A 19,497-nucleotide genomic window follows, 5' to 3' on the forward strand; every position below is an offset into this window, starting at 1 on the left:
CGGGGGAGCGGACGGCCGCGCGCTGCTACGGTCGGGCGCCATGAGCTGGCTTCCCGATGACTTCGTCCATCCCGTCCTGGTACCGCTGCCGGGCGGTGGTCATCACCTGCGGCCGATCCGGGAGGCGGACACCCCGCTCGACTATCCGGCTGTGATGGGTTCGCGCGAGCGGCTGTGGACCATCTTCGGCCCGCCCTGGGGCTGGCCCGCGGCCACCATGACCTACGAGGCCGACCAGGCCGACCTGTTGCGGCACGAGAAGGAGATCGCCGCGCACCAGTCCTTCAACTACGCGCTGTTCGACGCGGTGGAGACAGCTCTGCTCGGCTGCGTCTACATCGACCCACCGCAGAGGGCCGGCGCGGACGGCGAGATCTCCTGGTGGGTGGTGGACGAGCTGGTGGGCAGCAAGGTCGAGCAAGCCCTCCACGCGCTGGTGCCGCAGTGGATCGCCGCCGACTGGCCGTTCGAGCGGCCGCGCTTCCTCGGCCGCGAGATCTCCTGGTCGGACTGGCTCGCCCTGCCGGAGCATCCCGACACGTAAGTGGTGCCGCACCTCCTGCAGCGGCCGGTGCACACCCGGTAGCGCGCTACGTAGCCGAGACAGCGCGAAAGCCTTCCCGGTGTTCGAGGATCTGGCTCCCGTGAGCAGGCGGCCGGCCCTCGATGCGGCATGGGAGTCGTCCACGAACGGCGCGCCGCCCAGTGCATCGCGCCCTGCCTGCGCTTCACCCGCGGGACCGGCGTCGAGGTCGAGCTGAAGACCACCTGCCGACGCCTGGCGCGACCAGGGGGGCGGGGCCGCCGACTAGCCAGCCCTGCCAACGGCGCGGCCACCGCTGGGGCTCACCCGGGGAATCGGCGACCACGCGCCCCTGGCGGCTGCGCACCCGCCTCGCTTCCCCTGCCAGCCAGTAGGCACGGTGCCCGCCCGTCGGCCGTGATCGCTACGGGTACTGTCGCTGCCGCGGTCGGACCAGATTTCAGCCCAGGAGGGTGTCGCCGATACCGGAGCCGGATGCGACGTTGTAGTCCTTGGGGCCGAAGACGCCGACGTTGCTGGTGCTGACCTTGGTGCTGGTGCCCCGCAGTTGCCAGAGGGCGCCGTTGCCGTGGTCCTCGTGAGGGGCGGAGACGGCGAGGTCTGCCTTGCCGTCGCGGTTGAAGTCGGCGAGGCGTACCTGGGAGCCGAAGACGTCGTTGTTCTCGGCACTGCCGGGAATGCCGGGGGTGTCCTGCGAGTAACGTGCCGCGCCGGTGGTGGTCAGCCCGCGGGCACTTCCGCGCAGGACCAGGACGTCGCCGGCCCTGCTGGTCCGGCCGAACGACTCGTAGGGGACGCCGATGGCGAGTTCGGCACGGTGGTCGCCGGTGATGTCGGCGATGGCCAGGGACGCGCCGAAGTGGTCGTCGGACTCGTCGGCGCCGGGGATACCTGCGGTGTTCTGGTGGAAGATCTGGCCTGTGGGGGCGAGGCCGCCGGTGATGTCCCGGTCGCCGTAGCGGACGGTGACGTAGCCGGAGTTGTGGCTGGGGTCGTCCAGTCCGTTGGGGTTCAGCCGGGGGTCGGCCAGGGCGACGGCGAGGTCGTCGCGGCCGTCGCCGTTGAGGTCTCCGGCCGCCACGCGGTCTCCGCCGGAGAGGTGGGCCTGGACGGTGAAGGAGTCGCCGTCGGTGGTTCCCGGCTGCTGGCCGTAGACGAGGGTGGCCTTCTGCTGGACGACGGCCAGTTCGTCCTTGCCGTCTCCGTTGAAGTCGCCGGCCGCGAGGTTCCAGCTGCCGGTGTAAGCCGGGTCGGCCACGTCGAGTCCGGCCGGGGCCTTGGTGCGGGTGAACGTACCCGAGTACAGCCACAGGGACGTCTGCCCGCTGACGGCGATGTCGGGCGCTGAGTCGCCGGTGAAGTCACCCACGGCGATGTCGGCGCCGAACATCCGCCCGGAATACGACTGCCCCGTGGGCAGGGCCAGGCCGCTGCGCAACGGCGACGTGCCGCCCCACAGCACGGTCACCGAGCCGTTGCCCGACGTGCCGGAGGTGGTGTCTCCTTCACTGCCGACCAGCAGGTCGGCGTAGCCGTCGCCGTTCAGGTCCCCGCTGGCGATGCTGCTGCCGAAGAAGTCCTGGTACCCGGCCGTGCCGGGCACGCCGGCGGAGTTCTGCGTGATGTATACGTGCTTGCCGGTCAGGCCGTGAGCGGAGCCGAAGGTGAGGAGAACAGCACCGGCGCTCTCCATGCCGCTGACCGTCTTCCCGGGCATCCCGACGGCCAGATCCCGGTATCCGTCACCGTTGAAGTCGTCCGCCAGCTTGGCCGGAGCCGCCACGGCAGGATCGGCCGAGACGGCCATCAGACTGCCGGTCAAAGAAGCGGCAACGGCCGCTGCCACGGCGAGACGAACTGAATGACGCACGAAAACCCCCTGCACAACCACAGATGCCCGGACGGCATCCGCGAACCAGAACGACGGCGCGCATCCTCGTGCCCTAAGCGGGCCACCTGCTTGATCACGCGAGGCGCGGCAAAGAACAGACTCCCCACCACCAACGATGGTTGTACCGCGGCCTCAAGTTCGTGGAAGGGGCTGAAGCTGGACGCAATACCGGTACCAGCCCGGCCCTTCGGAACTGGTATAGCCCCTCAGCCTCGACGCCACTCACGCGTGCCTCACGTCAATGAGATGCTGAACAGGGCGTACTCGAGCAGGTCGGGCGAGGCGTCGGACGGCCAGGTGCCCGTTGCCGCTGCTTGGTCGGCGGCTGCCTGCATGAAGGAGAGGTAGACCGCGTAGCGGTGCGGTGACCAGTTCCTGTCGCGCCAGACCCATCTGGCGATCGAGCCGTCGGGGTCGTGGCCGGTCTCCCGACCGACCGCCTGGGCCAGCAACCGCAGACGCCGGGCCAGAACCCGGTCGAGGATGAGCGGCTGGGGACCGGTTGCCGGCGGCACCGTCTTGCCTGCGAAGTACAGGAACTTGGTGTAGAACGACGGCCCGAACCCGGGAATGCGGGCCCGCAGCCCCGCGTAGGCCGCTGCGGCGCCGTGCTCGCGCAATGTGGCGAGCGCATCGGCCAGCATCGTGTCCAGGCCGTTGACGTCCAGGATCTTGTGGAGGGTGGTGGGGCCGCTGCCGCCACGAGAGCCCCGCTTACCCTTCCCCCCACACATAGGTGGCGACCAGCGCCTCCCGATAGGCCTCACACCGCAACGCACCCGCGACGATCGATGCCACCTGCGCCCGGCTGATTCCGGCATCTGCGACCTGGGACCTCGAAGCCAGCGCCGAGGGCCAAGGGGTGATGTGCGCCCACCGGCCAGGGGAGTAGCGGACCGTGTGCGCGCCCGGAGTCTCGTCCGCCAGCCGTGCTGCGTTCTCACTCCACCAGCGGCCCAGCGCCAGCAGAGCCGCATCAGGCAGCAGACGCACGGCCATCTCCCGGTCCACCGCATCCGCCCGGGCCTGTCTGCTCAACGTCCCCTCCACCCTTCGCCCCGCCCGATTGCGCGGGGCGGACACGTGCTGTCCTCATACTCTGCGCTCCAGCACGGGCCGCAAAGCGCGTTGTGACCGGGAGGCCCGCGGCGGAGGCGAGGCCGTACTCGCCGAGTGGGATGCCGATTTCCCGTCCAGAGCGGGGAAGAACTGCCGTACTTCACCGGTCTTCCTCTGGGTGCCGCGGGGAGGGCTTCCCGGCCCCATACTGTGTTGGCGGCTTCATGATGGCTGCCGAGGGACAAGCCGGGGGGCGGGATGGCGCAGGTCGTGGCGGTGCACGGGGTGGGCAAGCAACTCCTCGGCGAGGATTCCCTATTACGGCAGTGGCGGCCCGCCCTGGCTGACGGGTTGCGCCGGGCGGGAGCTGGGCACGCCGCGGCAGAGCTGCATGTGGAGATGGCGTTCTACGGTGACTGCTTCCGACCTGCAGGCGGTTTCCTAGCCCCCGGTGACCCGCCGTACACAGCGGACGACGTCGAGGAAGGCTTCGAGAGGGACCTGCTGCTCGCATGGTGGCGTGCCGCTGCCGAGACCGACCCGGGTGTCGTGTCGCCCGGTGCGGAGACACTCGCGGCCACTCCGCAGTCGGTGCAGGCCGCGCTTCGCGCGCTGTCGGGGTCGCGGTTCTTCGCAGGGGTGGCGTTGCGCGCTCTGATCTCCGACCTCAAGCAGGTGCGTCTCTACCTGACGGACGCCGGGATGCGGGAGCGGGTACGGGGCCGGGTGCTGGAGGTGATCTCCGAGGACACGCGGGTGGTGGTGGCGCACTCGTTGGGTTCTGTGGTGGCCTACGAGGCGTTGTGCGCCCGGCCCGGCCACGGGGTGCGGGCATTGGTCACCTGCGGCTCACCCCTGGGGATCCCGCACCTGGTCCTGCACCGGCTCGACCCTGCGCCGCTGCGCCTGGACGGTCGGGTACGGGGGATCTGGCCGGGTGGGCAGGAGTTGGTGTGGACGAATATCGCCGATGACGGTGACGTCGTGGCGCTGGTCAAGGATCTCCGCCCGTTCTTCGGTGACCGTCTGCGGTCCGTGAGAGTGCACAACGGCTCGCATGCACACGACGCGCTCGCCTACGTGACGGACGCGCTGTGCGGTCGTGCGATCGCCGGCGGCCTCCTGTGAGTGCCCATGCTGACGAGAACAGCGAGCAGCCGCGCCGCTTCCTGATCGCCACGGCCGTCACCAAGTACACCGAGTGTCCCGCGTGGGACCGGCCTGAGCTGGCGGAAGCGCGGGGACGGATCGTTGATCTGTTCAGTCAGCAACTCGGCTATGAGCACCGGACCGAGCTGGGGCTGAACCCGACCCGCGACCAGCTCAAGAATCGTCTGCGTGCGTTCTGCAAGTCCTCGGACCGCCGTGAGGACGACCTGCTGGCCGTATACGTCTCGTGCCACGGCGAGGTTCTCGACCGCATCGGCGAACACGTCCTGTACATGGCCGATACCGACCCCGGCGACGTGTCGCACACCGCGCTGCGCACTGTGGACCTCGCCCGCGTCACGCTGCTCGACACCAAGATCCGCCGCCTACTGCTGATTTTGGACACCTGCTATTCCGGTCAGGGAGGCAATGAACTGGCCGCGGCCGCGCTCGACCAGGTCGACGCAGGCTGGGGAAAGGCCCCGGGAGCTGGCCTGTTGGTCATCTCTTCTGCTCAGCCTCACGAACAGGCGACGGCTGGTGCCTTCCCGAGGCTGTTCAGCGAGGCGGTCGGCAACTGGGCCACCGGCGGGCGCGAACCGCAGGCGCTCCCGGTGCCCACCGTGGTGCAGGCGATGAACGACAACCGTACCCGGCCCGGTCACCAGCGCATCTCCTATACCGCCGTTGGGCTGACCGGTGAACTGCCTCCGTTCCTGGCCAATCCCCGGCACAGCACCCGGCTGATCCATATCGGCCAGCACGCCGCCGAATTGGCCGCACAGGCCCGGCTTCGGGACACGGAACTGCCAACGCTCCTGCTGGAGCGCGCAAAGGCCTCTCACGGTGGCCGCACGGACGAATGGTGGTTCTGCGGTCGCCACTCGGCCCTCACCGCGATCACCGACTGGATCGGCCGGCCCGCACCGGACAGGCATCCGGCCGCGCTCGTGGTCACCGGAGCACCCGGCTCGGGAAAGACCGCCGTCCTGGGACTGATCGCTGCTCTGTGCCATCCCGAACGCAGCGACACCGTGCCGAAACTCCATCTCGGTCTCGCTCCGCACATGATCCCCGCCAAGGGCTCCCTCGATACGGCCCTCTACGCCCAGGGCCTCACCGACAGCGATGTCCTTCGAGGCCTGGCGGCCGCGGTGAAGGTCCGCGCCGACACTCCTGATGCCTTGCTGGCGGCCCTCGAAGCCAGTCGTAACACGCGTCCCTTCACCGCGCTCATCGACGCCCTCGACGAGGCCGCCACGCCCGAGACCCTGTGTTCCGACGTCCTGCGCCCGCTGATCGAGAAGTCCCGCGGCCGCCTCCGGTTCCTGTTGGGTCTGCGCCCACACCTGGTGGGCGCCCTCGGCCTGCGCTACAAGAACACCGATGACCGTGAGCCGGCCATCGACCTGGACGCCCCCCGCTATGCCGACCGCGAAGCCCTGCTCGCGTATACCGTTCGCAGCCTGCTCGATTCCCACCCCCGCTCCCCCTACCGGCTCAACCGCACCGCGTTGGGACCAGTGGCCGAGGCGGTGACAGACGCCGCCGGCGACTCCTTCCTCGTCGCCCGCATCACCGCGGGCACCCTGGCCGCTGCCGATCACACCGCCGACCCGCAGGACCCAAAGTGGATCTCCGCGCTGCCACGCCACGCTGGGCAGGCCATGCGCGAGGACCTCACCCGCAGGCTGGGCCGGGACGCCGAGCGCGCCGCCGACCTGCTGCGCCCCTTGGCCTTCGCCGCCGGCCAGGGCTTGCCCTGGGAGGACATCTGGGCCGCGCTGGCCCGCGCCGTCTCCGGGCGGGACTACACCGACGATGACCTCCTGTGGCTGCGCCACGCGGCCGGTTCCTACGTCGTGGAGGCCACGGAGTCCGGTCATTCTGCCTACCGGCTCCACCATCAGGCCCTGGCGGAACACCTCTGCGAGGGAACGAACCCCCAGGCCGTGCACGCCGCGTTCACCGACACTCTCATCACACGCGTTCCCTACCGGATCGACGGCACGCGCAACTGGTCCCTCGCCCACCCCTACACACTGCGCCATCTGCCCTACCACGCCGCTGCCGCGCACCGCTTGGACGAGGTGGTCACGGACCCCGGCTTCCTGGTGCACGCCGACCCTGACGTCCTCGTTCCCGCCCTGCGGACCGTCCGCTCGTCCGAGGCACAGGCCGCCGCCACGGTCTACCGCGCCTCCCTCGACCAGCACCGCCGCGCCGCGCCCGCGGTCAGACACTACGTGCTCGCCCGCGACGCCGCCCGGCACCGGCTCCCCGGTCTGCACGAGCCCCTCGTCGAGCGGCTGCCCCCAGGCAGCTGGAAACCGAGGTGGGCCACGGCAGGCCCCACCCTCCCCGGGGCGCTGCTGGACACATTGCTCGGACACACGGCCGGTGTCATCGCCGTCGCCTGCGTCACGGTCAAAAACCGCCCGGTCGCCGTCACCGGCAGTCACGACCGCACGGTACGCGTATGGGACCTGGAAACCGGCCGGCTCCTGAGCGACCCCCTGCCCGTGGCCAGCAGTTGGCAGTGCGCCGTGGCCTGCACCACGGTCAACGGCGTCCCGGTGGCCGTGATCGCCGACAGCCACGAGATTCGGGTATGGAACCTGACCAGTGGGCGGCTGCTCGCAGAACCTCTCCCCATACCCGCCCACACGGCGAACGCCCTGGCCTGCGCCACGGTCGGTGGCCGCCCCGCCGTAGTGGTCAGCGAGGGCGATGCGATACGAACGTGGGACCTGCAGACCAGCCGCCCTCTCGGTGCGCCGCTTCCCGTCCCGTTCGGGTGGGGGAGTGAGCCCCTGGCCTGCGGGGTGATCAATAGCCAGCCGGTCGCTGTCACCGGCAACGACGAGTGCGTGCTGGTGTACGACCTGGCCGGTGACCGCCCCGTGCATGTGCCCCCCGGTCTTCACTCGTGGACGACTGACGCGGTGGCCTGCACCACGGTCGGGGACCTGCCCGTCGCCGTCACCGGCGGCTGGCGCGGAGGCCTGCGGATGTGGAACCTGATCACCCGCCGTCCCATCGGCGATCCGCTGACCGGCCATGCCGGATCGGTGCGCGCGCTGGCCTGCACCACCGTCGAAGGCAGTCCCGTCGCCGTCAGTGCCGGGGATGACCACACCGTACGCGTCTGGGACCTGAACGCCCGCCAGCCCGTCGGCGACCCCTTGACCGGGCACACGAAGCCGGTGCGGGCGCTGGCCTGCACCACCATCGGGGGCCGTCCCGTCGCCGTCAGTGCCGGGGAAGACCGCACCGTACGCGTCTGGGACCTGAGCACCCGCCGGCCCGCCCACGCGCCGGAGACCGGGACCGCCGGACCGGTGCGCGCGGTGGCCTGCGCCACCCTCAACGGCCTCCCCGTCGCCGTCAGCGCCAATGCCAGCAGAAGAGTACGAATCTGGGAACTCGCCACCGGCCGGCCAATGGGCGAGTGGATGGCCGGGCACACCGGCGCGCTGAGCTCGATGCTCTGCACGACGGTCAGTGGTGACGCCGTCGCCGTCACCGCCGCCGAGGACGGGAGCGTGCGCGTCCAGGATCTGGCCACGGGACAGCTACGTGACGAAATCCTTCCCGATCGCTTCCGTAAGCGGCCGGTGGTGGCCTGTGCCACGGTCCTCGGCCGTTCGGCCGTCGTCATCGCCAACGAGCTGGAAGGGCTGCGAGTGTGGGACCCGGTCGCCCGCCAAGTGCTCACCGGCCCCTTGAGGGCCTTCGGAGTACACGCGGTGGCCTGCACCACGGTCAAGGACCGTCCCGTCGCCGTCACCGGCAGCGAACGCCGGACGGTGGGCATGTGGGACCTCATCACGGGCGAGCCGCTGGGTGAACCCCTCACCGGTCACACCGGGGCGGTGCGGACGGTTGCCTGCACCACGGTGAGGGGACGCCCCATCGCCGTCACCGGCAGCGAGCACCGAACCGTACGCGTGTGGGACCTCGCCGAAGGACATGCCCTCGGCGACCCTGTGGGCGCCCACGCCGGGACGGTGCGGGCGATCGCGTGCACCACGGTCGATGGCCGCCCGGTCGCCGTCACCGGCGGCGACGACAGCATCGTGCGCGTGTGGGACGTGGAGCACCAGCGCTGCATGGCGGAACTGGTGATGCCCGCGCCCGTGTACGCGTGCGCGGCCGGGCCAGGCGGGAAACTGGTCGTAGGCACCGGCAGCAGTGTCGTGACGCTCAGCCGCGACCGGACCGGTCTGCCCGTGGTGACATGGTGACCCCCGTGTGATTCCCGCCGGGGCGGGGCCTGGGCGGCGTCGGCTCGTCATGGCTAGCCAACCGGGCCGGTACGGGATAATCACCCCAGGTAACCCAGCTCGGCGTTCGGCCGGCACTGCGGGCAAGCCGCGACGCCTTCGGCGAGCGCCCGCAGCGCCGCATCCCGCGGCACGCCCCGGCTCCGCTTCGCCACGTTCCAGCAACCGCCGGCATGGACGGACACCGGCGCGCTGTCCTGCTTGAGGCCGAACTCGAGGAACCAGTCCGGCTCCGAAGGCCGGGCCTGCTCGCCCTGCCGCTGCTCCGCCTGCCGTCGCTCCTCATCCGCGATCCACCGGCCGGTGCGCGAGAGGCCGCGTTCGTGCACGCGCTCCAGGAAGCGCAGCACGTTCCGCGCTGCGTGGCTGTCGGGTCGCGGTAGGCCAGACCCGGGCCGACGCGACGATCGTGTCGGTCTGGCGGTCGGGCGGCTGGCGGTTACTGATCGGGGTGGACGGCTTGGACGCCGGTGCCGGCGTACGCCTTGGGCGTCAGGGTGAGCAGGTACCGTCCGCCGGGGTGGGCGGCGGAGGGCCGGGCGGCGTGAATGGCGTGAACCGCAGCCCACGAGTGCCCGAACCGCAACAACTCGGTGGCGGTCACCGCGGCGTCGGTGTCGAACGCCTCGATCCGGATGAACCGCAGCCCCTTGACATAGCCGAGCAGCCCGGGCCGTTCGGCGTCGCCGGCTGTCAGGGAGAGCACCGGCGCATACAGGTCGCCGAGTCCGCCGGAGGCCTGGACGTAGAACGCGGCGACGGCCTCGTTGAACGGGTCCTTCGGGTCGTACAGCGCTCCCGAGGTCGTGTGGTCCAGGACGACCGCGATCCCCGCCACTACGCGGCTGCCCGCGGCCCGTGCGCGGCGCCGCCCAGGCGCTCCAGCAGCGCCCGGGCTTTCGCCTCGGCCTCCGGGCTGGGCGCGCTGCCGAGAGCGGAAGCGAGCTCGGCGCGGGCCAGCTCGGCTCGCTCGGCGTACTCGGCCTGCGTCGGCGTGCTCTGCGCGAGGTCCTCCACCAGGCTGCGGATGGTGGTGCCGTGCTCGGCCGCCAGCTGGGCCAGCCGGTCCCGCGCGGCCGTGCTCACCTTGATGCTCGTCTCGTCTGCTGCCATGTTCCTCACTCTACGCGCTCCTCTACTGGAAGTAGAGGAGTGGGCGAGTGGCAGTCGAGAGATGAGGTGGACGGCCCTGGGTGGCGAGTGTGGTCTGCGGTCGCTTCCTGCGGGCAAAGACCTTCGACGGCGCGCCGGATGGAGGCGCGTACCACATTCGACCACTCTCTTGCCGCCGATCGGCGAGGCCCGAATTCCCCCTCGCGCCGCACCCGATGGCTGCCTGGCGTAACTCTGTACCTACTAGTATGTACACTCCTTGTATGGATACTGCGGAACGCCTCGTCGAAAGCACTCGCGAACTGCTGTGGGAACGTGGTTACACCGGGACCAGTCCGAAGGCGATCCAGCAGCGGGCAGGGGTCGGACAGGGGAGTATGTACCACCACTTCGCCGGTAAGCCGGATCTGGCGCTCGCTGCGATTCGGCGTACCGCGGAGGAGATGCGCGCCCTGGCCGAAGAGGAGTTCTCCGCTCCGGGGACCGCCGTTGACCGCGTGACCGCGTATCTGCTGCGGGAACGGGACGTCCTCAAGGGCTGCCCCATCGGACGTCTCACCCAGGACCCGGACGTCATGGGAGACCCGGCGCTGCGGGCCCCGGTCGACGAGACCCTGGCGTGGCTGCGCGAGCGCCTCGCCGAAGTCCTGGCCGAGGGGCGCGAGCGCGGCGAGTTGAATACCGTGCTGGATCCCCAGGCAGTCGCGGCAACGGTCGTCGCCGTTCTACAGGGCGGCTACGTCCTGGCCCGCGCTGCGGATTCTGTGCAGCCGTTCGACCAGGCGATCGCCGGGGTGCTGGGCCTGCTGGCCGCACATATTTCCATGCCCCGAACGTAAAGGAGTCCGTCCTTCATGCGTGTTTCCCGCTCACCGCAAGGCACTGCCGTCGCGCCGCCCGAATGGGTTACCGGTGCGGCTTGGGTGGACGAGATCGCCGCTCCCGAGGGAGCGTCGCGTTACCGGGTGGACAGGGTGCACTTCGCACCCGGCGCCCGCACCGTTTGGCATCGCCATCCCTTCGGCCAGATCCTTCTCGTCACCCAGGGAACGGGTCTCGTTCAATGCCGGGGCGGGGAGGTGCACATCATTCGCACGGGCGACAGTGTGCGCATCGCGCCGGACGAGTGGCACTGGCACGGAGCGTTTCCCACCGCCTTCATGACGCATCTGGCCATCGAGGAGGTCGCCGAGGACGGCTCCGAGGCCGAGCGTGGCTCCCAGGTCACCGAGACCGAGTACTCCGCCGGCCCGTTCGCCCCGTAATTCCTCAACGAGAGGTGGAATCCCCCGTCGTGTATGCCAAGCAGTACGAGATCACCTTGCCCGCCGACTACGACATGAAGACCATCCGCACACGTGTGGCCGATGGCGGCCATGCCCTTGACGACCGCTCCGGACTGGGTCTGAAGGCGTACGTCATTCGCGAACGCGGCGTCAACGGTTCGCCGGTCAACCAGTACGCCCCCTTCTACCTGTGGAACGACACCGGCGCGATGGCCCACTTCCTCGTCGGCGGAGGCGGCTTCCACAACATCATCCGGGACTTCGGCCGTCCAGTCGCCCGTCATTGGACCGGGATCGCCTGCCACGCTGGTCCCGCCCGGACGGCACCTCCCAAGGCAGCCTCGCGCCGCCTCACCCCGATACCTTCCGAGGCCGACCCGGACGGCACGGGAATGGGCCTGTCCACACTGATCGAACGGGAAGTCGAGCAACTGCAACGCCTCTCCCGCCATACTGATGTGCATACCGCTGCCCTGGCCGTCGACCCCCACCACTGGCAACTGCTGCGCTTCGTGTTGTGGGCGAAGACGTCTGCGCCGGACGAGGACGCGACCGAGCGCTACGAGGTTCTGCACTTGTCCGCCCCCGGCCTGGATCTGCTGCCGGAGGGGCAAGACTGGTAGTCCATGCGCGCGCCGAGCGTCGAGCATGCCTTCGCTGGCCACCATGCGGGCGCAAGAACCGTAGCGGGCCCGCAGCCGGGCTCTGCCTCCGAGACAGCCCCCTTGTCCTCGGCCCCGGCGCGCAGTGCCAACGCTCTGTGGGGACTGAGTGCCGCGGCGACAAGCAGCCGCGTGAGGCGGCCGGGGCCTGAGCAGGCTCGGCTCTCTGCGGCCACGCGTGATGGCGGCGGGCCGTCTACTGGGAGAAGAGCCGGGCTGCGAGGTCTGGGTAGTCCAGGACGAAGCCGTCCGGGTCGAACAGGATGTCGCTGGAGAAGGTGCCAGACGAGTAACGCACCCGGGCGCCGCGGCTGGTGCAGGCGAGATGGGTGTACGCCTGCCGACTCGGTCGCACCGTGAGGTCGGGCACCGAAACCCAGGCCATCAAGAACTCTCGCGTGCCATCGGCGAGCAAGTCGTGGCGCAGGACAGGCATGGTGTTGGTGAGCGGACTCAGACCCAGGTCGCAGTCGAGCGCGCCGTCGAGGTCGGGCCGGTCCTCACCGTTGCCGGTCCAGTGGCCGTCGTCGTTGCGCCGCAGATCCAACTCGCGGACACCGCCCGTGGTGTCACAACGCACGTGCAGGCGACGCGTCACGAAGCCGTCACCTGTCTCGAGCGTGTAGGTGATCCAATACGGTGCACGCACGGTCCCCACCGCCCGCCCGCGCGCCCGCATCGACCGGTCGCCGATGTCGATCCAGGCGGTCTCGTATCCGCCGCTTGCGGTGATCTCCCAGGTGAGAACGCTAGTGGTCATGCTGCTGTCCGATTGGTTGCGTGGGGTGTCAAGGCGGCCTCGGCCTCATCACGGGTGGGCGGCGCCGATGCTGTCCGTGCGCTGTGATCTTCGTCCACTGCTGGCCGCATCGATCCGTTCGCTTGCAGGGCGACTCTCTCCGTATTCGTCGACAGTGCGCACCCTGTGCCGAAGCTCGTATCGGGCTGCGCGGCGCGGGTCTGCCTTCCGGCGCCGACCGCTGCTACCAGGGATGCAGCCGATGTGGTCGCGCGTGTGTCGGCACGTATCGGGCGCAGGTATGGCGCCGTGTCGGCGACGGGTGAATCGTGACCCAGTTCCGACGGGTGAAAAGTGACCCCCGCTGCTTCAGTTGATGTTGGTCATTCCCCGGTGTTGGCGGCGGGAACCCGTCCGAGGTCGCGGCCGCGCATGCGGTAGCTGTCGCCCTTCAGCGAGATCACCTCGGCGTGGTGAACGAGGCGGTCGATCATCGCGGCGGCGACGGTGTCGTCGCCGAAGACCTCGCCCCAGCGGCCGAAGGGCTTGTTGCTGGTCACGATCACGCTCGCGCGTTCGTAGCGGCCCGAGATGAACTGGAAGAACAGGTTCGCGGCCTCGGGTTCGAAGGGGATGTAGCCGACCTCGTCCACGATGATCAGCGGGATGCGACCCAGCCGGGTCAACTCGTCGCTGAGCCTGCCCACTTGGTGGGCTTCGGCGAGTCGGGTCACCCACTGGGCGGCGGTGGCGAAGGCGACCCGGTGGCCGGCCTGGCAGGCCCGGATACCGAGCCCGGTGGCGAGGTGGGTCTTGCCGGTGCCGGGCGGCCCCAGGAAGATCACGTTCTCCTTGCCGACGACGAAGTCCAGCGTCCCCAGATGGGCGATGACCTCGCGTTTCACGGACCGCTGATGGTCGAAGTCGAAGTCCTCCAGTGACTTGCGGGAGGGGAAGCGGGCCGCCCGGATGCGGCCCTCGGCGCCATGGCTGTCGCGGGCGGCGACCTCCCGCTGCAGGCAGGCGGCCAGATACTCCTCGTGGGACCAGCCCTCGTCGCGGGCCCGCTCGGCAAGCCGGGCGGCCGCGTCCCGCAGGGCCGGGGCCTTCAACGCCTTGGTCAGATAGACGAGTTCGGAGCCGACATCGCGGGCGGTCCTGGTCTGGGTCGTGCTGTTCTTCATGCTCATCACGCTGCCCCTTCACCGGTGCTCAGGCCGCCGTCGATGACGCCGAAGATCCGGTCGTAGGTCTCCAGTGACCGCTCCTCGACCTCGGTCACCTCCGGTGCCGGCTTCTTGGCAGCGGCCGTCTTGCGGGCGGCCGCGGCGGCTGCCGCATGGTCGGGGTCGGTGATGGTCTGGTGGCGGGCCCAGCTGCGGGCATGGCGTGCGACCTCGACGCCGTCGCAGGTCACCAGGACCTGGTCCAGGTCGGCGGCGACCTCGATGCGGCGGCCGACGGCCAGCGGATGCACCGAGTAGTCGCAGGTGTCCAGGCGGACATAGTGATCCCTCGGCAGCCGCAAGGACGCCTTCCACCAGCCCGGCGGGGCGATCGGCGGCAGGGCCAGCATCCGTGAGCGGTCCGCCTCCAGCCGGTCCGACGGGCGGGCCTGCAACATGCGGTGGATGCGCCGGTTGGCCTTGGCCAGCCAGTCGGCGAGCTGGATGTTGAAGTCGGCCGGCGAGGTGAACACCCGCCCGGGCAAAAACGACGTCTCCAGATAGCCGTTGGCCCGCTCGACCAACCCCTTGGCCTCTGGGTCCCGCGGCTTGCAGAGCAGGAACTTGATGCCCAGCAGTCCGGCGAACGCAGCGAATTCGTCGGTGAGTTGAGGACCTCCGGACCGCCAGGAGCCGACGGCTCCCTCGTTGTCCCAGACCAGCACCCTGGGGACGGCTCCCAACTCGGTCAGCAGCCGCCAGTGCCCTGCGATCAGGTCGGCCGCCGAGCGGGAGGGCAGCATCCTCGCGGTGATCCACCGTGAGTAGCCCGCGACCATCACCAGCACCGGCGGCCGCCCGACCTGGCCGAAGCCGAGCGGGATGTCCGCGGGTGGAAACCACAGGTCACACTGGCCGATCTCGCCCGGCTCATAGACCGTCCGGGAGGCCGGATCCGAAGGCCGATAGGCCGGTCGCAACTCCCGGATGCGGTCCTTGAGCACGGTCAGGCCGCGGTCCCAGCCGATCCGCTCGGCAATCACCGTCGCGGGCATCTCCGGCCACTGCTCGAGCAGTTCACGGACCTGCGGCTCGACCGCATCCACGATCGAGCCCTTCGGCGCCCGCTGGTACTTCGGCGGCGCGTCGTCCGCGATCGCCCTGCGGACGGTGTTCCTCGAGATCCCCAGCTTCCTCGCGATCGCCCGCACCGGCATCTGCTCGGCCCGGTGAAGCCGGCGGATCTCCGCCCAGTCCTCCACGCTGATCACCACTCCTCCCGGTCTGGCTCAACGAGCCAGACCCCCTGGAGGGGGTCAACTTTCAAGCGCCGCTACTGGTCCACTTTTCAGCCGTCGCCGACAGCGCCGGCCGTACGTCGGCGTCGTCTGCGACATCGTTCAAGTGGCGTCGGCTCCCGAGCGGCATTGCGTTCCGGACGAGTGCCGGTGCCTGAAGAGTTGTACCACCGCCGGTGGCTCTTCTTCTCGGTAGCGCTCAACAGCCGCCGAGGACAAGCGTCAGCCTCTGGCGACTGCGTACGCATGCGCCGAGCGCGGCGGTCCAGCAGAGCAGTAGCACCAGTGACAGGTCGAGTGCGGCCTCGCACACCGGATTGGGAAACAGAAAGCTGCTGCCGCCGAGGGGAAGCAGTATCAGCAAGAACCGGCCCACCGTCTTCAGGAAGGCTGAAAGGCGTCCTGGGCCCGCCACCAGCGCTGTCGTCGTGCTCACGAAGGCGGCGAGGGCGATGAGTTTGACGAAGTCGGTCATGTTGATGGCATGGAAGTAGGCCAGGCTCTGCGAGGGAGCCGTAGACCGCGCCCCGTGAGTCGCAGCGGCGCTGACAGTGGCCTGGAACAGGGAGAGGAAGGCAGCCGTGAGCCCTGCCGCGCGCGCTGACCGGCGCAGCGGGCCCGTGGTGCTACCGGGTAGAGACATCGCGACGACGGCGAGGGCCAGGCCTGCGATGCCGTGTACCAGCAGCGCCTGAGCGAGGACCGCGCCCGGATGCCCGGCGTAGTAGGCGTGCACGGTTGCTCCGGGTGCGGAGATGCCGGGGCCGCTCGGCCCGGTGGCAAGGCCGACTAGCCATGCCAGGACGTAGACGGTGGCTGCGACGGGCAGCAAACGAAGCCTTGGCGCGGGGCCGATGAGTGCGACGGGAGCGACTCGTGACTCGGTGGTCATGATGTGGTCTTCCGGTTCTTCGGAGGTCTTTGAACGATGGCACGAGTGTGGCGACTGCATGTCTTGTCGGTGGGAGTCACCGGTGGCATACGTGCTGGCTGCGGAGCACTCGCCCGCGGGGCTGCACGCTCTTGCTGTGGGACTAGAGGGGATCAGTGCCCATTGACTGCTTCGCGGTCGAGTTCCTCGAGGTCGATCCGATCCGAGTCATCCATGTAGGACCGGGGGCCCGAGCCGCAGATGAACTCTCAGGGCGTCGCTGCATTGCTCTGCCACCCGGCAGGAGCGCCCCGGGCTTATCGGTAGCGGCTCTGGCCCGGCGTCTCTTCGGGTAAAGCGATCAGGTACACCGGGCCGGCGGCTGCGGGTGTGATATCACGCCTGCTCGACGGTGGCGCCTGTGACCAGAGGTTCGGCGAACGGGCCGCGAGTGGGGTGGAACTGCACGATGTCGTAGTAGGCCACGCCGCCCAGCACGAATGGGTCTGTGAGGATCAGCGCCTCTACGTCGGCACGGTCGGCGGCCCGGGCCAGGATGACGCCTCCTGTGCGGGGCACGCGGGGGCCGGAGGCGAGGAACAGGCCGCTCGAGAAGTGGCTGTCGAGCCAGTCCCGGTGGGCTTGGAGCAGTTCGTCGACGCGCTTCAGCGGAGCGTTGTAGGTGACGGTCAAGACGAAGACGGTGTCGTTGTGCGGCAGGGATGGAGCGGTCATGGCTGGTACTCCGGCATGTTTGTCGTGGCGGGGGATTGTCGCTGCTCAAGCCTGGCGGGCGGGCGTTGATGCCTTCGGTGGGCCGGAGCAGGAGGTGGGCGAACGAATCGGTACCCGGACGGCTCGCCTGAGGTCGGCGCTCGCGACGGCAGCGCCTCCACGGTCATCAAGGTGTGCGGTGCGCTCGTCACATTCGGTGATCACGGTGCGGACATCGGGCGGCCGGGCGCCTCTGGCGATCGGGACATGTGCGGATGTGGTTCCGCGGCCGCGCCTGGCCGCAATGGTGATCGTGCCTGCGAGCACGGCGGATAAGGATCGTGCCGTCTGCGTTCCGGGCGCGCATGTCCACGAAGGTGATCATGGTTCCGTCTCTCGCGGTCGCCGTGCTGCGTCGCCCTCCTCCGGCCGGCGCAGCTGCGCCCCGTGGCGGCCCGAGGGACGTCATTGTTCTGTGCAGGGGGTCTCGCGCCGAGGTCGGTGCCTTCAGGTGGCGGTGATCGCGGTTTTGTCGGTGCCGGCAGCCGCGGCGGAGTTGTTGCCGGTGGTGCGGCGGCTGTGGAGGTTGTTGGCGATGACGGCGGTGAGGGTGAGTGCGACGCCGGCCAGTTCACCGGTGGTGGGCTGGTGGCCGCGGACGGCCTCGATGGTGAAGGAGGTGATGGGGACCAGGTTGATGAACAGGACGCCGTTGGCAGGGCCCAGGGCGCGGACGGCGTGGTTGAAGGTGAGCATCGCGACGGCGGTGGCGGGGATGGCCATGTAGAGGATCTGCCACCAGCCGGCGGCGTAGTCGGCGGCGGACGGGTTGGGGATCCAGGTGAGTGCGGCGGCGGGGAGGGCGACGATCGCGATGGTGAGTGTGCCGAGAGTGCTGGTGAGAGCCGTGTAGCGCAGGACGGAGAAGCCGGGGAAGCCGGCGGCGCCGGTGGTGTAGATGACCCAGCCGATCGCCCCGGTCAGGATGAGCAGGCCCCCTGGGCCGATGCCGCCGGTGAAGACGGTGAGCGGGTTGCCGTTGCCCAGCACCATGGCGACGCCGGTGAGAGCCAGCAGAACCAGGGCCAGGGTGATGACTGTTGGCCGCTTCCCTGTACGCGCCCACATCACGAATACGGTGATCGCGGGTATCGCAGCCATGATCAGGGATGCGGTGGGGGCCGGAGTCGACTGCAGGCCGACGTAGGTGAGTAGGTTGAAGCCGGCGAACCCGAGAGAGCCGAGTCCCCAGAGCTTGAGCAGCCTTCCGTCCGTGCGTAGGGCCGTGCGGCCTTCGATGGTCAGCAGGAGGAGCACGAAGATCGCGGAGCCGAGGGTGAAACGGGCAAGTGTGAGGTGGAAGGGATCGACCCGGCTGAAAGCGGATTTGGCGACGGTGAACATGCCGCCGAAGGCGAGGGCTGTGGCCAGGCCGCCGACGACTGCGGTGGTGGTCTTCGTCTGAGGCATGAGAGGTCTCCCGGAAGCGTAGGGCGCTCAGTGGCCGTATGTTCGCTGATTGGCGAACACTCGATTGAACGTATACGCTCAGGCGGAGACGGGTCAACTTGAGTTCGCCAACTTGCGAACACTGATTTGGCGGGCAGGGAGAGCAGTGTCGTGAAGCCGCTTCACCATCCTCGCGCCGAGGACTTGAGCATCTATGCCGTGCTCCACGCCCTGGCCGAACCGGCCCGGATGACGATCGTGAGGCGGTTGGTGGAGGCCGACGGCAAGCCCTGTGGCACTTTCGGTATTAACCTGAGCAAGTCGACCTTGTCCGCGCACTTCAAGGTGCTGCGCGAGGCCGGGATCATCCGCCAGGAGGTCGCAGCGGGCAACTCGCGCGTGAACACGCTCCGCCGGGAAGAGCTTGACGCGCGTTTCCCTGGACTGCTCGACTCGATCGTGCACGCGGTCGAGCAGTCCGAACCGGCTCTGCCCCCTGTCTGACAAGCACCGCCACTCGGGAGTATGACTGTGAGCAGTCGGGGTGACCAGGTCACGCCTTGGCTCCGAGCAGGCGCCAGGTGGTGCGGGGGTAGTGGTCGTACCGCACCGCGATCTCGCGGGAGAGCAGTGTCATGCGTTCCACGGTGCGGCTGTTGGCCAGGGCTCCGGCGTCCAGGCAGCGGAAGGGCAAGGGCGCGAGCAGGGACATGACCTGCTCCTTGGCCTGCTGGTGGTCGCCGGTGACGAGGACGTCGGAGGGCCCGCCGGGCAGGGCCGGGTCCTCGAGGACGGCCCAGAAGGTGTTCTTCAGGGCGCCGACGATCCGGGCGCGTGGCGCTGCCGCGGCCAGCTGTTCGGCCGCCGAGGTTGTCTCGGGAAGGGCGAATCCCTGGAAGTCGTCGGTGAACGGGTTGGCGAGGTCCACGACCGTTTTGCCGGCGAGCGCTTCGCCGTGGGTGCGTACGAAGTCCAGGGCGTGGCGGTGCCAGAGTGCCAGGACCACCAGGTCGGCGCGGTGCACGGCCGTGGTGTGGTCGGCGGTGTCTACGACGCCGGTGTGGCCGAGTTCGGCCACGCGGGCGGTGAGGCGTTGCGGGTCGCGGCCGGACCAGATGAGGCCGGGTCGATGGGGTGCGAGCAGGCGGACCAGTGCGTCGCCCATCCGGCCGGAGCCGATCACGGCGGTGGCGGGCGCCGGCGCGGGGGCAGTGTCGGCGTCGGTCGTCGCGGGGGAGGCGGTCATGGGAAAGTCCTTCTCTGACGGGGG

20 protein-coding genes are annotated in these 19,497 nt (G+C 69.5%); 7 read left to right on the forward strand and 13 right to left on the reverse strand.

What is annotated here, in order from left to right:
- Window positions 1–40: 40 nt before the first annotated feature.
- Window positions 41–544, forward strand: a complete 504-nt coding sequence (locus AQJ66_RS24475; RefSeq protein WP_061926278.1) for a GNAT family N-acetyltransferase — start codon at window positions 41–43, stop codon at window positions 542–544.
- Window positions 545–983: 439 nt separating this feature from the next.
- On the opposite strand, the gene AQJ66_RS24480 is transcribed toward AQJ66_RS24475, so the two are convergent.
- The 3 genes from AQJ66_RS24480 to AQJ66_RS24490 form a co-directional block, all read right to left on the reverse strand.
- On the reverse strand, window positions 984–2,351 hold the full coding sequence (locus AQJ66_RS24480; protein WP_061926280.1) for an FG-GAP-like repeat-containing protein: 1,368 nt from the start codon (window positions 2,349–2,351) through the stop codon (window positions 984–986).
- Window positions 2,352–2,668: 317 nt separating this feature from the next.
- Window positions 2,669–3,256, reverse strand: coding sequence for an 8-oxoguanine DNA glycosylase OGG fold protein (locus AQJ66_RS24485; RefSeq protein ID WP_341849423.1), 588 nt, complete (start codon window positions 3,254–3,256; stop codon window positions 2,669–2,671).
- Entirely contained in the window at window positions 3,150–3,473 is a 324-nt protein-coding gene (locus AQJ66_RS24490; protein ID WP_159052620.1) for an 8-oxoguanine DNA glycosylase OGG fold protein, read from the reverse strand. The genes AQJ66_RS24485 and AQJ66_RS24490 overlap by 107 nt, the downstream gene beginning before the upstream one ends.
- A gap of 279 nt (window positions 3,474–3,752) precedes the next feature.
- On the opposite strand from AQJ66_RS24490, the gene AQJ66_RS24495 reads away from it, so the two are divergent.
- A complete protein-coding gene (locus AQJ66_RS24495; protein WP_061926286.1) occupies window positions 3,753–4,622 on the forward strand; it encodes a hypothetical protein in 870 nt (289 codons plus the stop codon).
- Entirely contained in the window at window positions 4,619–8,890 is a 4,272-nt protein-coding gene (locus tag AQJ66_RS24500; RefSeq protein ID WP_061926288.1) for a caspase family protein, read from the forward strand. Before AQJ66_RS24495 ends, AQJ66_RS24500 begins: the two co-directional genes overlap by 4 nt.
- 80 nt (window positions 8,891–8,970) lie before the next feature.
- Here AQJ66_RS24500 and AQJ66_RS24505 read toward each other — a convergent pair whose 3' ends face one another.
- The 3 genes from AQJ66_RS24505 to AQJ66_RS24515 form a co-directional block, all read right to left on the reverse strand.
- Window positions 8,971–9,279 (reverse strand): DUF6233 domain-containing protein, encoded by a 309-nt coding sequence (locus tag AQJ66_RS24505; RefSeq protein WP_061926290.1) that lies wholly within the window; start codon window positions 9,277–9,279, stop codon window positions 8,971–8,973.
- 89 nt (window positions 9,280–9,368) lie between these two features.
- Complete coding sequence (locus AQJ66_RS24510) at window positions 9,369–9,767, reverse strand: PIN domain-containing protein (protein WP_061926292.1); 399 nt, start codon at window positions 9,765–9,767, stop codon at window positions 9,369–9,371.
- On the reverse strand, window positions 9,767–10,042 hold the full coding sequence (locus tag AQJ66_RS24515; protein WP_061926294.1) for a hypothetical protein: 276 nt from the start codon (window positions 10,040–10,042) through the stop codon (window positions 9,767–9,769). Before AQJ66_RS24515 ends, AQJ66_RS24510 begins: the two co-directional genes overlap by 1 nt.
- A gap of 263 nt (window positions 10,043–10,305) precedes the next feature.
- Here AQJ66_RS24515 and AQJ66_RS24520 point away from each other — a divergent pair, with 263 nt between their 5' ends.
- From AQJ66_RS24520 to AQJ66_RS24530, 3 genes are read left to right on the forward strand one after another with little or no spacing between them, the layout of a single operon-like run.
- Entirely contained in the window at window positions 10,306–10,881 is a 576-nt protein-coding gene (locus AQJ66_RS24520) for a TetR/AcrR family transcriptional regulator (RefSeq protein ID WP_061926296.1), read from the forward strand.
- Between the two features lie 15 nt (window positions 10,882–10,896).
- The gene (locus tag AQJ66_RS24525) at window positions 10,897–11,307 is read left to right on the forward strand and encodes a (R)-mandelonitrile lyase (protein ID WP_061926298.1); all 411 of its coding nucleotides are present in this window, start codon (window positions 10,897–10,899) and stop codon (window positions 11,305–11,307) included.
- A 29-nt stretch (window positions 11,308–11,336) separates the two neighbouring features.
- Window positions 11,337–11,951: a DUF4865 family protein gene (locus AQJ66_RS24530; protein WP_061926300.1), complete on the forward strand. Its 615-nt coding sequence runs from the start codon at window positions 11,337–11,339 to the stop codon at window positions 11,949–11,951.
- Window positions 11,952–12,186: 235 nt separating this feature from the next.
- Here the strand turns inward: AQJ66_RS24530 and AQJ66_RS24535 are convergent, their stop codons facing one another.
- From AQJ66_RS24535 to AQJ66_RS24560, 6 genes are all read right to left on the reverse strand, one after another.
- On the reverse strand, window positions 12,187–12,750 hold the full coding sequence (locus AQJ66_RS24535; RefSeq protein ID WP_061926302.1) for a putative glycolipid-binding domain-containing protein: 564 nt from the start codon (window positions 12,748–12,750) through the stop codon (window positions 12,187–12,189).
- Window positions 12,751–13,112: 362 nt separating this feature from the next.
- The gene (gene istB, locus AQJ66_RS24540; protein WP_061926386.1) at window positions 13,113–13,913 is read right to left on the reverse strand and encodes an IS21-like element helper ATPase IstB; all 801 of its coding nucleotides are present in this window, start codon (window positions 13,911–13,913) and stop codon (window positions 13,113–13,115) included.
- A 5-nt stretch (window positions 13,914–13,918) separates the two neighbouring features.
- On the reverse strand, window positions 13,919–15,166 hold the full coding sequence (gene istA / locus AQJ66_RS24545; protein ID WP_061926304.1) for an IS21 family transposase: 1,248 nt from the start codon (window positions 15,164–15,166) through the stop codon (window positions 13,919–13,921).
- A gap of 226 nt (window positions 15,167–15,392) precedes the next feature.
- On the reverse strand, window positions 15,393–16,085 hold the full coding sequence (locus AQJ66_RS24550) for a hypothetical protein (protein WP_159052621.1): 693 nt from the start codon (window positions 16,083–16,085) through the stop codon (window positions 15,393–15,395).
- Between the two features lie 375 nt (window positions 16,086–16,460).
- On the reverse strand, window positions 16,461–16,799 hold the full coding sequence (locus AQJ66_RS24555; RefSeq protein WP_061926307.1) for a YciI family protein: 339 nt from the start codon (window positions 16,797–16,799) through the stop codon (window positions 16,461–16,463).
- A gap of 486 nt (window positions 16,800–17,285) precedes the next feature.
- Window positions 17,286–18,248 carry a DMT family transporter gene (locus tag AQJ66_RS24560; protein ID WP_061926309.1) on the reverse strand — a complete coding sequence of 321 codons (963 nt, stop codon included), beginning with the start codon at window positions 18,246–18,248 and terminating at the stop codon, window positions 17,286–17,288.
- Window positions 18,249–18,398: 150 nt separating this feature from the next.
- Here AQJ66_RS24560 and AQJ66_RS24565 point away from each other — a divergent pair, with 150 nt between their 5' ends.
- The gene (locus tag AQJ66_RS24565) at window positions 18,399–18,731 is read left to right on the forward strand and encodes an ArsR/SmtB family transcription factor (RefSeq protein ID WP_061926311.1); all 333 of its coding nucleotides are present in this window, start codon (window positions 18,399–18,401) and stop codon (window positions 18,729–18,731) included.
- A 49-nt stretch (window positions 18,732–18,780) separates the two neighbouring features.
- On the opposite strand, the gene AQJ66_RS24570 is transcribed toward AQJ66_RS24565, so the two are convergent.
- Window positions 18,781–19,473, reverse strand: coding sequence for an NADPH-dependent F420 reductase (locus AQJ66_RS24570; protein ID WP_061926313.1), 693 nt, complete (start codon window positions 19,471–19,473; stop codon window positions 18,781–18,783).
- Between the last annotated feature and the right edge of the window lie 24 nt (window positions 19,474–19,497).

Source organism: Streptomyces bungoensis (assembly GCF_001514215.1).
Taxonomy (GTDB): Bacteria; Actinomycetota; Actinomycetes; order Streptomycetales; family Streptomycetaceae; genus Streptomyces; species Streptomyces bungoensis.